At 57.2% G+C, this 12,885-nt stretch carries 11 protein-coding genes and 1 tRNA gene; 5 read left to right on the plus strand and 7 right to left on the minus strand.

Going from position 1 to position 12,885, the window contains the following annotated elements:
• Nucleotides 1-2 precede the first annotated feature (2 nt).
• The 3 genes from BLR97_RS03420 to BLR97_RS03430 are packed head-to-tail and all read left to right on the plus strand — an operon-like array spanning nt 3 to nt 2,562.
• The gene (locus tag BLR97_RS03420; RefSeq protein ID WP_089702496.1) at nt 3-773 is read left to right on the plus strand and encodes an ABC transporter permease; all 771 of its coding nucleotides are present in this window, start codon (nt 3-5) and stop codon (nt 771-773) included.
• A complete protein-coding gene (locus tag BLR97_RS03425) occupies nt 770-1,834 on the plus strand; it encodes an ABC transporter ATP-binding protein (RefSeq protein ID WP_089702498.1) in 1,065 nt (354 codons plus the stop codon). Before BLR97_RS03420 ends, BLR97_RS03425 begins: the two co-directional genes overlap by 4 nt.
• Nucleotides 1,831-2,562: an MBL fold metallo-hydrolase gene (locus BLR97_RS03430; RefSeq protein WP_211605043.1), complete on the plus strand. Its 732-nt coding sequence runs from the start codon at nt 1,831-1,833 to the stop codon at nt 2,560-2,562. Before BLR97_RS03425 ends, BLR97_RS03430 begins: the two co-directional genes overlap by 4 nt.
• Nucleotides 2,563-2,625: 63 nt before the next feature.
• Here BLR97_RS03430 and BLR97_RS03435 read toward each other — a convergent pair whose 3' ends face one another.
• Complete coding sequence (locus BLR97_RS03435; protein WP_089702500.1) at nt 2,626-3,087, minus strand: YchJ family protein; 462 nt, start codon at nt 3,085-3,087, stop codon at nt 2,626-2,628.
• Between the two features lie 200 nt (nt 3,088-3,287).
• Nucleotides 3,288-3,968 (minus strand): TVP38/TMEM64 family protein, encoded by a 681-nt coding sequence (locus tag BLR97_RS03440; RefSeq protein ID WP_089702502.1) that lies wholly within the window; start codon nt 3,966-3,968, stop codon nt 3,288-3,290.
• 135 nt (nt 3,969-4,103) lie between these two features.
• Here BLR97_RS03440 and BLR97_RS03445 point away from each other — a divergent pair, with 135 nt between their 5' ends.
• Nucleotides 4,104-6,350: a glycosyltransferase gene (locus BLR97_RS03445; protein WP_089702504.1), complete on the plus strand. Its 2,247-nt coding sequence runs from the start codon at nt 4,104-4,106 to the stop codon at nt 6,348-6,350.
• Nucleotides 6,351-6,377: 27 nt separating this feature from the next.
• On the opposite strand, the gene BLR97_RS03450 is transcribed toward BLR97_RS03445, so the two are convergent.
• From BLR97_RS03450 to BLR97_RS03465, 3 genes are all read right to left on the minus strand, one after another.
• A complete protein-coding gene (locus BLR97_RS03450; protein WP_089702507.1) occupies nt 6,378-6,659 on the minus strand; it encodes a hypothetical protein in 282 nt (93 codons plus the stop codon).
• The gene (locus BLR97_RS03455) at nt 6,637-7,296 is read right to left on the minus strand and encodes a metallophosphoesterase (protein WP_089702509.1); all 660 of its coding nucleotides are present in this window, start codon (nt 7,294-7,296) and stop codon (nt 6,637-6,639) included. Before BLR97_RS03455 ends, BLR97_RS03450 begins: the two co-directional genes overlap by 23 nt.
• A gap of 997 nt (nt 7,297-8,293) precedes the next feature.
• The gene (locus BLR97_RS03465; protein ID WP_089702513.1) at nt 8,294-9,229 is read right to left on the minus strand and encodes an AraC family transcriptional regulator; all 936 of its coding nucleotides are present in this window, start codon (nt 9,227-9,229) and stop codon (nt 8,294-8,296) included.
• 100 nt (nt 9,230-9,329) lie between these two features.
• On the opposite strand from BLR97_RS03465, the gene BLR97_RS03470 reads away from it, so the two are divergent.
• The gene (locus BLR97_RS03470) at nt 9,330-10,274 is read left to right on the plus strand and encodes an alpha/beta hydrolase family protein (RefSeq protein WP_089702515.1); all 945 of its coding nucleotides are present in this window, start codon (nt 9,330-9,332) and stop codon (nt 10,272-10,274) included.
• 714 nt (nt 10,275-10,988) lie between these two features.
• Here BLR97_RS03470 and BLR97_RS03475 read toward each other — a convergent pair.
• A tRNA-Ser gene (locus tag BLR97_RS03475) sits at nt 10,989-11,079 on the minus strand.
• 48 nt (nt 11,080-11,127) lie between these two features.
• The gene (locus BLR97_RS03480) at nt 11,128-12,834 is read right to left on the minus strand and encodes a potassium/proton antiporter (RefSeq protein ID WP_089702517.1); all 1,707 of its coding nucleotides are present in this window, start codon (nt 12,832-12,834) and stop codon (nt 11,128-11,130) included.
• Nucleotides 12,835-12,885: the final 51 nt, after the last annotated feature.

Here is a 12,885-nt window from a genome sequence, read left to right on the forward strand (position 1 = left end):
CTATGCGCATGATTCAGTGGTTTTACCTGGCCGTCGCCTTTACCTTCATCTATTTGCCGGTCGCCTCGCTAGTGCTGTTTTCGTTGAAAGATGGCAACTTGCCACTGCCGCCCTTCGAGGGGCCTACGCTCAGGTGGTATCAAGATGTTTTGAGCGACAGTCAATTGATGGCCGCTCTCGGTCACTCTTTGCTAGTCGCGGTGAGTTCCTCGCTAGTGGCCTGCACGTTGGGCTTCCTCGCCGCTTACGGGCTGGCAAGGCATGTACTGCCAGGCAGCGTGTTCATGCGAGGCTTGCTCATCGCCCCGATGACGGTCAGCTACTTGATCGTTGGCCTTGGGCTGTTAATCGTATTCAACCAACTTGGCATCGGCGTTTCACTATGGGCGGCCGGTATTGGCCACGTGGTGATTAACCTTCCGCTCTGCTTTGCCATCATCTATGCCTCCATGGGCGCTCAGCAGCAAAATGCCGAACACGCCGCCAGAGATCTCGGCGCCAACGAAGGCCGAGTTATCACCTTGGTCACCATCCCCATGCTGGCCCCGGCCATACTGGCCGCTTTCTTTCTGGCTATGACGCTAAGCTGGGACGAGTTCGTGATTGCCTTTCTGCTGACCCGCTTTGAAGTCACCTTGCCCGTCGAAATTTGGAGCCTGTTGCGCTCCGGGCTCTCCTCCAAGACCAATGCTATCGGTAGCCTGGTATTCCTAGGCTCGGTAACCGTGGTATTGCTGCTTGAAATCTTTCTTTTTGGACGACGCCGCGCATGACTGCATCTATCTCTATCAAAGGATTGCACCACACTTTCGGTGCCTTCCAGGCTTTAAAAAACATTGATCTCTCAATCGACGCCGGGGAATACACGGTATTGCTTGGCCCATCCGGCTGTGGCAAAACAACGTTACTATCGATTCTGGGTGGTTTTCTGGTGCCTACGCAGGGTCTTGTCATGATCGGAGAAAAAGACATGACACAGGTGCAACCGGCCAAGCGCCCTACCACCACCATGTTTCAGGATTATGCGTTGTTCCCGCATATGTCACTCAAGGATAACGTCGCCTTCGGTCTGCGGATGCGCGGTATGCGCAAACAAGCACGCCACGCCAAAGCGGATCAGTTTCTGGAGCTGGTTGGGCTTTTCCATGATGGTAACAAGCGTCCACACGAACTCTCTGGAGGGCAACGCCAACGGGTCGCGCTGGCTCGGGCGTTGGCGGTCAATCCTGACGTGCTGCTGTTGGACGAGCCGCTGGGAGCGCTTGATCTAAAACTGCGCCGCTCGATGCAGGACGAGCTAAAAGCGATTCAGCGCGAAGTGGGCACCACTTTTGTGCATGTTACCCATGACCAGGAAGAGGCCATGGCGATTGCCGACCGCATCGTGGTGATGAATGCCGGCCAAATAGAAGACCAAGGTGCCCCGGATCGCGTATATCGCCGACCTTGCAGCTTATTCGCTGCCAACTTTATGGGTGAAATCAACCAAATCCCGGCGTGGCGTGAACAAAACCGCTTGGCAACTCTCCTGGGGCATCCGCCCATAGCGCCGCCCGACAGCGACGCAGAGCAATGGGTAGCCTGTGTGCGGCCCGAGCAATTGAGTTCCGAACCACGTGAATGGTCGCTAGGAACCGCCACGGTCGTCAATAATGCCTTTTTCGGTGCCCATTATCGTTGCCACCTGCGCAGCGATAAAGCACCGAACCTGACGTTTGTGGCGCACTTCCCGCCTAGCCACGAGCCCAAGGTGGGAGAAAGTCTCGCGCTGTATGTCGACCCGCAGCATATAAGCCTGTTTGCCGACACCCACGTAAAGGAGGCCGTTGCATGATGACTCGCACCCGCCCACAAGACTGGTATTCCACCCAGCGCGTGGGAGACGATATCACGCTGATTTCCGAGCCCTTCATCAAGGCATTCTACCGCTGTAATATCTGGCACGTTCGGGGCCGTGACCGAGACATGCTGGTCGATAGCGGCATGGGCGTGCTTTCCCTACGAGAATGGGTGCCGCTAGTTACGGAACGCCAGCTGTCCGCCGTGGCCAGCCATACGCATTTCGACCATATTGGCTGCCACCATGAATTCAGCGACCGGCTCGTCCATCCTGCTGAAGCGGATATCCTGGCAAACCCGGGCCGCCGCGCAACACTCGCCGACCCCTATGTCACTGATGATATCTTTGACCAGCTCCCGCCTGAGCCCTACCGCTCGACAACCTATTCAGTAACATCAGCGCCCGCAACGCGACTAGTCGAGGACGGCGACGTTATCGATTTGGGCGACCGCGTGTTCGAAGTCATTCACACCCCAGGCCACTCGCCTGGTGGCATTGCCTTGTGGGAAGCGAAGAGCGGAATACTGTTCAGCGGCGATATCGTTTACGACGGGCCGCTCATTGAAGACACCTATCATGCAAACGCTGCTGACTACATCCGCTCAATGAAGCGCCTTTACGACCTTCCCGTGCGCATTGTCCACGGCGGGCATTTCCCCAGCTACAGTGCAAATCGCCATCGGGAAATCATTCGTCAATGGCTGGATGAGAAGGGGGTGTGAAGTCAATTTCCCTAAAGTGGAGTGCTAATGGCCGATCCAACAGCTCGACGCGGCCCTGATTTTTTATGCCAGACCACAGCAGACCTTAAACTTGCGCCCGCTGGCGCATGGGCAAGACGCATTGCGGCCGGGCTTGAGTGAGCGGATAACAGGGTTGCCATCGAGATAGAGCCAACGCCCCGCTTCTCGCACGAAGTTTGAGGACTCCTCCAGTACTGACCAGCGGCGGCCCTCCCGAAAGGTAGCGCGGAAATGCACCGATCCCCGTTCGTCTTTCTCATCACTCTCCAGGATCTCAAGCCGTTTCCAGGCGGTCGCGGCGTCAAGTTCCAAACGCGCTGGCCGGGTACTCGGGTGCCAGGTTGTCAGTAGGTAGTCGGCTAGGTCGAGCACAAAGGCGCTGTAACGCGCGCGCATCAGCGCCTCGGGAGTCGATGCCAGCTCACCGGCGTGATAGCGCCCGCAGCAGTCGGTAAGCGACCAGCCGCTGCCGCAGGGACAAGCTGTGTGGTTAGTGTGCTTCATGTAAGGCTACTACCAGGCTAATGCTCATTGGGTTTATACGCTCGCTACAATGAAAAAGTGGTTTGATACTGAGCTGATCCGTACCTTCTATATGTTATTGAAAATTGGACTAAAAACGACACGTTAGCTTAATGTGCTGGTGAGATACTCGGTATTTGCTCACTCGCTTGTCGGTGTCTTTGCTACGTCCAGGCAAGCCGCTAGCGCGAACGTGATTTACGCCGGGAATATTGGCGCAGCGCGAATAAAAGCAAGACGCCAATCCCTAGACCGGCCAATGCCAGCAGGACATCGCGGCGGTCACTGGCGGTGGCAAGCGCACCAAGCTGGCTGCCCAACAGCGTGACCGCCGCCAGCCCCGGCACGATGCCCAAGGTCGAACCGATCATATAATCGCGAAACTTGATGTGAAAAGCGCCCGCCATCATGTTGGTCAGCGTGAAGGGGGCCAACGGGAGCAGGTTAATCAGTGTCATTGCGCGGATGCCGCGCCGGGAGAGGTAGCGCGAAAGCCCATTCATGTGTTTGCCGCCGTAGTTCATCAAGGCCTCGCGTCCCAGGCGGTGCCCTACGCCGTACGACACCACCGATGACGCCAGTGTCCCGAGTGTTGCATAAACGAACCCCCACACCGGGCCGAAAATCAACCCGGTGACCGCCACCAGGATACTCAGCGGAAACATCACCAAAAGTGCGGCCACATAGACTGCCGTTACCAGCGCAAACGCCCATGACGAATCGCGCCACTGGGGTGACGCTGCGACCCACGCACGGATACTATTAACCGTCACCATGTCATTGACCGTCAGCCACTGCCATAGTCCACCGAGTGCTAGCAGTACCGCTAAAACGCTTAGCGCTAGAGTAATGGAACGCGCCATCCGCTTTGTCTCCTGTTTACGCCAAAGTCCGATTACGCAACGTGGCGAAAATAAATAGTGTTGTCGACGTGCGAATCCGTTTGTGGCAGCTTATCGCCCCTATTGCCAACCACCCCTGTCTAGGAGACACGCCGAGTGCCCCGCCAGCGACTCATTTCGTGGTTTTTTTATCTCAACCTTGCCCTCATTGCCGCGCTGCTGGGTTACAAAGCCTATCTGAACTTTTTTGAACAAGATTTTGCCAGCGCCCACGCTGAACAAGTCAACGCCATCGAAACGATGCTGGCCGAGCGTGAGGCGTATCGTTTTGCTGTGCTGGGCAACATTAACAACTCGGTGGGCATTTTCGAGCGCAAAATTATCCCGCGCCTCAATCGCGAGGGCTATGACTTTATCATCTCGGCAGGTAATGCCGTCGCGAGCGGCGGCGAGGATAAATACCGCGCGCTGTTTGGCACCCTGAATCACTTGGAAATGCCGTTCCTTTTGACCTTCGGCCCCCGCGAGGAAAGTCGCCTCGGTGGCTTTCGCTTTTATGACCACTTCGGCCCTTATCACTTTAGTTTTGCCGCAGGCAAAAGCCGCTTTACCTTTCTAGACAGTACCGGCACCACCGATTTCGGTTGGCAAACGCGCTGGCTTAAGGAAGTGCTCGCCGCAGGGCACGAACCAAATCAGTTTCTATTCAGTGCTCACCCGCTCTACCCGGTGGATCACACAGGGCTTTTCGGCCTAGAAGATGACGAAGACTACCACCTTGAGAACGACGCACGCCAAGCGTTTACTCGCCAGATCGAACAGGCCGATGTAGATGCGGTGTTCTCCTCTCAGGTACCGCTCTTTGATCGCCAGCGCCATGGCGACACCGACTACATCGTTACCGGCGGCGCCGGTGGGCTCGTGCTCAATGACGACGAGAGCTACCACCATTTCGTCTCGGTCAGCGTTGAGGGCGATGAGATCCAGATCAACGAACAGCGCTTGGATATCGGCCAGCACCCGATTTGGCGCACGCTGGAGAGTTTATGGTTTTTCGTCTACTCGCTGTTTTACGTCGGCTACTTAAACTTCATTTTGATTGTTTCGACGTTCATTGCCATCGCGCTGTGGCTGTACAAGCGTATTTTTACCGAGCAGGATTACTACCCCGATTTCGATATCGACCCGGACGCCGGTAGCGAGACACCGCTAAACGTGGCCATGTTCACCAATAACTACCTGCCCTTTATTGGCGGCGTGCCGATCTCCATCGAGCGCTTAAAACGTGGCCTGACCGAGCTTGATAACAGCGTACTGGTCGTCGCCCCGCGCTATCCTCAGCAATCGACTACAGAGGAAGCCGATGTGCTGCGTCTGGCCCCGCTTTTACCGCTGGGCCGCCATAAAGAGTTTCGCCTGGCGAACATTTTCTCTTGGCGCCTGTTTAAGCGCGTGCGCGCCTTTGCACCGCAGGTGATTCACGTGCACCACCCATTCTGGATTGGCCGCGCCGGTCAGCTTTTGGGCCGGTTATTACGGGTGCCAGTGGTTTACACCTACCACACGCGCTTGGAGCACTACGCCCATTATGTACCGTTGCCGGGGCCGCTGTTTCGTAATTTGATCTCCCATGCGCTGGTCAAGCGCTTTGCCAATGGCTGCGACGCAGTGATTGTGCCCACCAGTTCCGCCGAAGAGTACCTACGTATCATCGGCGTTAAACAACCGGTTTTTGTCCAGCCAACCGGCATTGAGTACGCACGTTTTGCGGCCGCTGACAATGCTGCGCTCGATACGCTACGCCAGCGCTACCGGCTTGAGGGCAAGCGCGTGCTGGTATCGATTTCACGCTTGAGCAAAGAGAAGAACATCGATTTTATGCTCGATGGATTGGCGCTGTTGCGAGACAAAAGCCCGCATAATTTTCATTTGTTACTACTTGGCGAGGGCAACGAATCCAACCGGCTACAGGCGCGTATCGAGGCGTTAGGGCTTACTGAGCACGTCACGCTGGTCGGCGCCGTCCCGCCCGACGAGGTGGCGTTGTACTGCCATCTGGCCGAGCTTTTTGTCTTCGCATCGCGCTCGGAAACCCAAGGCATGGTCGTGCTAGAAGCCATGGCGGCGGGGCTTCCGGTGGTGGTCATTCGCTCCAGCGGCATTGAGGATATCGTCCAGCACGGAGTTAATGGCTACAAAACCGCGCCGGATCCCCAAGCCTGGAGCCAACGTATCGACACCCTGCTCAGCGATGACGCGCTTAAAGCGCGCATGAGCGGTCATGCCTCCGACTCTGCCGCCGAGCAGTGCATCGAGAAGTTTGCCGTAGCGGTACTACGCGTGTACCGCTACGTCATCGAGGCACGGCGTAAAAAGCGCGCTAATTCGTCATATCACCGTTAACCGACATCATCATGGCTATGCTTTGCACTATGTAAGCTCGCGCAAGGCCGCAAGATTGTCCTGGCGTTTGAGATCGCTTGCAGTCTTCTTATTGCGATGACCACCGTTTGGCACATGGAACGTGGCGTCATACAACTCGCCTACCGGATTGCCGCGCATCTTCTCCCCATACAGCCAACGGATGAGCACGGCTTGCTCCTGCCCTTCCCAATCAACGGCCCTCGCCCGCAGGGCGCCGTCATTCTTGAGCGCCCGTGGGCGACGTGGCTTTTTGGCAATGGTTTGCTCATGCCAACACCTCTCGGGCATTGATCAACGTCAACCGGCCCGTCTGAAAGGCACCGGTGTCGATATAGAACACATTGCCCAGCCAAGTAGGCTGCTCAAGAATGGTGTGCCCGACCACTACGGCGTCGATGCCGGACACTGGCGTCGTGTCCCTGGTCTTTATACGAGTCCGACCCCATACCATTTCCTCTTTGCCTACATCGTCCGCCATTTCAACCTGCGACCAGTCCGCAGGTGGTTCGGCATGAACGATACCAACCTGCTGTCCCGACACCTCAACCTGGCGGGCGTAAGGCAGATACTTCAGCGCCTCGCGCAGAATTTGTCGGACTTCGATCATGTTCTCTGTGATCGCCCAGGTGCCGCCGTTGATCATCCAAAGGTCTTCCGCGCTTCCCCCACGCTCAAGCGCATCAATGGCCAACATCTCGTGATTGCCACGCACGCCGAAAAACCAAGGCTCAAAGGCTAGCGACAAGCACTTGAAAGAATCCGCACCCCGGTCGATCAAGTCACCCACACAAAACAAGCGATCCTTTGCCTTATCGAAGTCAACGCGCGCCATGGCCTCAAGCAACAGGTCGTACTGCCCATGAATGTCGCCAACGATAAAGTCTCTTCCATCCATGTTCTGGCCGTGCTTTTGAATCAAGCTCATAGCCCTAACTCCTGGTTTAGTTCCCAATCCATAAACCGATGATAAATCCACTCCAAAGCCTTGCGCCTCTGATCTCTATTCAAGCGATACCTCCAGCTATCTGGTCGAGTAACCGTTGCTGGCGCTCCCAGCGTTGATAATCGACCACGATCCGCTCCAGCATCGCCCACACCGTATCGTTGTGATCCAGCTCAGTACGGCAACAAACCTACAGGGCGCACCCGGGCGGTGGCATACTGGTTGTTCAGTTTCACGTAATGGGTGGCGACTCACAGGGACACGCTCTGCCCCCGCGTGGTCGACCAGATCGGAAGTCGCTCAGTACGGAGCACGCCGGCAGAGGTTGTCGAACATTCCCAGACACAATCTGGACACAGTGAAAGACCGGTGCATTTAATAGAAGCATGCTAGGAAGGAAATGGAAGACCTAGAAACAAAAAAGCCCTAGACGTGAAAAAAGCCGCCCGTAGGCGGCTTGGCGACACACTATTTTAGTGTGTCAGTTTTTATCGGTCAAAGCTCACGGCTTGCGTGCTGACGCTCTGGGCTATGCCAATGACTTGTTCGAGCTTGGCAGCACTGCTTTCCAGGTGGCGCCGATTCGGGGAGATTGAAGCAGCGGCGCCCTACCGCTTTTGGATGCGACAACGACCAAATCGTACCCTTAGAAATCTCGGGCCAAGCGTCTGCGGCATTGGTAGAAGGCGCGGAATTGATCGTGTACGAGGGTGCTACCCACGGTTTGACCGATAGGCTCAACCAGGATCTGCTCAACTTCCTTCAAAACTGATCGTTACCCCACTGGCCCACTGCCCTGCAGTGGGCCAGTGGGGTAACATCTTTGATAGAAAAACTCAGCATACTGTCATGCCAAATTCAGTGAGGAATCCTGATTCAGGAGCAGTGCTTTGGCCTGTTCGCGGTGAATTCGCACTTTGAGTCCCAACACAGCATTGCTCCATGAGTGGAGACAACCTGTACATCATAGCCACTGTCATCAAGCCACTCCCTTTGAACCTCTCTTACGGCCTTGCTTGCCTGCAAACGCACCGGGAGAAAAGCCCTCGTGCCGAACAAATGCCATACCGAAGGCACTGGCGGATCCGTAGCCGACCCGCAGAGCTATCTCCGTGTTGGTAAGTTTGCCCTGCCGTAGCAGCGTCTTGGCAATGGCCATGCGCCAGTCCGTTACGTATTCCATCGGCGCGCGTCCGATTTCCTTCCGGAACTTCTCGAAGAATCCGGAGCGGGACATACCCGCGTCTTTCGCCAGCCCGGAGACGGAAATCTCGCCACCTGCATCCGCGTGGATGCGTTGCAAAGCGGCGGCCAGTCGCGGATGGGACAGCCCGCGCAGTAGCCCCGGCGGCATGTCCACGGCAGGCCCCGAGCGGAACGCCTCAATAAGCAGCACCTCCAGCAGCCGCTGGAGAATCAGCTCACGCCCCGGCCGGTCGGCGCGGGTCTCCTCGTGGATCACCGGCACCAAGGCCATCAGGCGATCGTGCCCGGAGACATGGATCATCTCGGGCAGCAGTGACACCAGCAAGTCGCTCGCGGGCGTATCGAAGCGGCAATGCCCAACCAGCGCGCGCATCTCCACGGGGGCGTCCGCCGGGCCGAGGCGAACCCGCCCGGGTTCGATTTCAAGCGGCCGGCCTGAACCTCTTGGCTCCGGCGGCACCTCGCTGGTCATGCGAAAGTCATGCAGATCGGGGATCAGGACGAAGTCTCCGGCCACCAGCGTAACCGGCTTCCGATCGGTCACCTCAACCCGACAGACCCCTTCGACCATCGCGCAATAGAAGGGGCTGGCCATGTCATACCGCTCGACCTGCCACTGGCCACCCGCCTCGACCAGTTTTGAGATAGACACCGCAGGTTTGAGCAACGTGACGACACTGGACAGGGGGTCTTCGATACCATCGGGCATACTCCTGGACTCCTGATGAAACAATTTGGACATTTGTGTATCGCATGAACGGGTAATCGCTGTCTATACTCTCCTGCTCATCAAACAAGGAGGCTAATAGATGAACCGACTGATCAACCTGTCCCGCGCACTGCCGACGCCGGATCCCTCCATGACAGTGGCCTACACGCCGATCTGCCTGGAGATGCCTGGCCGCCAACCCCTGGAGCTGCGCCTTACTGCGCCGGCAGCCGGGGACGCCCTGCCGATCGTGATCCTGTCGCACGGCTTTGGTCCATCGAGCTATATTCCCTCGAAAGACGGCTATGCCCCGCTCGCCCAGTTCTGGGCAGAACGGGGCATCGCCGTCATTCAACCGACACACGCTAGTTCACGGGTCGGCGGACTTGACCCCGACCGACCTGAAGGCCCCTTCTACTGGCGTGAGCGAGTAGTCGAGATGCGTGCCATCCTCGACCAGTTGGCCGAGATCGAACGGCAGGCTCCCGCCATCGCAGGACGTCTGGATCACGACCGGATCGCGGTGGCGGGCCACTCCTTCGGCGGCCACACCTGCAGCCTGCTGCTTGGCGGACGTTTGTATGGGGAGGATTTCTCCGATCCGCGCATCCGTGCGGGTGTCTTGCTGGCGACTCCAGGGCGTGGCGGTGCCGATCTGACGCCCGACCATGCTCGGCGCTTTCCCTTCTTCGACGTGGATTTCAGCGGCATCGAACTGCCCACCCTTGTGGTCTGCGGCGCGGAAGATGACCCGCATTTCACGCCACGCGGCCCCGAGTGGCACGCGGATGTCTTCCACGACGCGCCGGGGGCCGATGCCCTGCTGGCAATCAGTGGCGTGGGCCACGGGCTTGGCGGAATCGCGGGGCTCGACGCGAAAGAAACCGAGGCAGAGGATCCCGAGGCGCTGGAAGCGACCCGGCGGTTGGTATTGGCTTGGCTGCGGCGCATATTCTCCATCGAGCAAGATGCCTGGACACTTAGCCAGGCTGCGCTCCGGGATAGAGCGGCCGCCGTCGCGAAGATCACCGTGAAAGAGCGCTAAGACGAGGTCTCATTGTCAGCTCGCCTGAAGGCTTTTCAATGCGCACCGAGGAGAAACCGAGATTTATCGGCCCGGTTGACCAAGCGAAAAAGTCACCAGCTAACTGGGTGTTGGAAGCAGTAATTGCCCAAGCTTACGAGCGGCATATTTAGCCTGTGCACGTGTTAGCGCTGCGAAGCCTAAAAAAAAGCTGATGCGTATTTCAATGGCTATTTGGAACTGCTTGATGCCAGGAAAATGACGGCAGTGGCGGGAGGCAGGCACATAGGCACGGCTATGTGCGACGCAGGCCCCTTACGCCTGACAGTGAGGACATTGTGCCGGATGCCACTATCCTGCGGAATCGCTAATTCGCGTTGGCAGAGCCAAATGTGACATTGGTGGCCGATCTCACGGCGATTAGGGGGCACTAGGAGGCGGCTGGTGAGCTAGGCAAGAGCCGACCACATGCGAACGTCGTTGGTGCTGAGTTTTCTGGGGGACTTACCTCAACTTCGGCGAACTCAATCTACTGTTGGAGCCGCCCATGTCGGCCCTAGAAATCTCTCTATGGCAGAAGTTCACTTTAGATTAATTCTTGAAAGATGCGCACAAGGTTATGAGTAGGTATAGGTGACCTGTCTGATAAATATCAGTATGGGGAATAAATGGTGGGACTGCTTTATTTCAGACAAGAAAAAAGCCCCTGACGAATCAGGGGCTTTAATATCGAGGTGGCGGAGGGACAGGGATTCGAACCCTGGAAAGGCTATTAACCTTTGCCGGTTTTCAAGACCGGTGCATTCAACCGCTCTGCCATCCCTCCGGCTTACGGCTGCATATACTACCAGCTTTTCCTTGGAAGTCAACGCCTTTAGTACAACCTTAGCCCGACACGGGTAATTCTGCCGCCCTGCATATCACTAACAACCCAGTGGATGCCATGCCAATCGACATCGTCTCCAACCACTGGGTGCCCGCCTACGCGTAGGGATACAAAATCAGCCAGGGTCATTTCCTTTTCACCTGGGCTTAGGGTTAAGCCGTAGGCTTGGGCGATGTCTTGCATTTGCGCGCTGGCATCAAGGGTAAAGGTACCGAAGAAGGCACGCTCTTGCTTGAGCTTTGAGTCGCCGTTAAAGAGACGGTTGAGTGCGGTGAGGTCTTCCGAACGGCCAATGACACAAATTACATCGCCAAGCTTGAGTCGGGTGCTGCCCTTGGGGTGAAGCATGGCATGTTCACGGAACAACGCTGAAATCAGTGCCCCAGAGGGAAAGCGCAGCAGACGAATAGGCACATCTTCCAGGTCTTTGTTTTCAACCGGGTAAACGAACATTTCATAATCGTTTTCCGGCAATATACCCAGCGGCCCGCGACGGTCTGGCGTGGTACCCGTCGGCACCTCTACCTTGAGCCACCGGGCCACCAGTGTAAGCGAGCCACCCTGGATGAGCAGCGACATTAACACCACCGCAAAGGCAATATTGAAGTAGAGCGAGGCATCTTCCACCCCGCCAATCAGCGGGAAAATCGCCAGCACGATTGGCACCGCCCCACGCAGCCCTACCCAGGCAATAAACCAGGTTTCTCGCCAGCGAAACTTAAAAAACGGCTTGATGGTAATCAGCACGGCCAGGGGGCGGGCGATAAAGATTAGCGCGAGAGCGACGAGCCCAGCCGGCAAGGCCACTTCCCACAGTTCGCTGGGGGTAACCAACAGCCCTAGCACCAAGAAGAGCCCAATCTGGCTGAGCCATGCCAATCCATCGTGGACGGGCAGTATGAAATTGAGGTGGCGCCCCGGCTGGTTGCCGATCATCAGGCCCGCCAGGTAGATGGCCAGGAAGCCGCTGCCGCCGAGTACGCTGGTGAGGCCAAACACGCTGAAACCCAGCGCAAGGGCCAGCATGGCGTAGAGCCCCGGCGCCAGGTCGAGCCAGCGCAGCAGCTTAGCACTCAGCCAGCCGCCGCCAATCCCGACCACCAGGCCGATGCCGAACTGGGCGGTGAAAAACAACAGCGTCTCGAGCGGGCCGCCAATGTCGCCTACCAATATGTCGACCAGCATCAAGGTCAGGAAAATGGCCATCGGGTCGTTGGTGCCCGACTCGATTTCGAGCGTGGCCCCGACCCGCTCGTTGAGGTTGACGCCACGCCCGCTGAGCATCGAAAACACGGCTGCCGCATCGGTTGAGCCTACAATGGCGCCGACCAGCAAGCCTTCCACCAGGGTTAAGTCGAACACCAGCATCGCGATGCCGCCGATAATGGCGCTGGTGATAAACACCCCGAAGGTGGAAAGCGAAAGCGCCGGCCTGAAGCCGACACGGAAGGTTTTGAGGCGGGTGCGAAGACCGCCATCGAGCAGGATCATCGCCAGGGCGAGATGGCCGATCGTAAAGGCCATGAAGTAGTCATCGAACTCGAGCCCTAGCAGCCCTTCTTCGCCGGCCACCATTCCCAGACCCAGGAAGATAAGAAGAAGCGGCACGCCCATCATGGCGGATAGGCGGCTCCCCAAAATGCTGAGCGCCATTAAAGAACCGCCGATCAAAAAAAACGTATAGATTGCGTCCATGACTCTCCGTCTGTTCTTAATGCCGCTTCATTATCGCATGCTACCGTTGAA

The sequence above is a fragment of the Vreelandella arcis genome, from assembly GCF_900103865.1.
Lineage (GTDB): Bacteria > Pseudomonadota > Gammaproteobacteria > Pseudomonadales > Halomonadaceae > Vreelandella > Vreelandella arcis.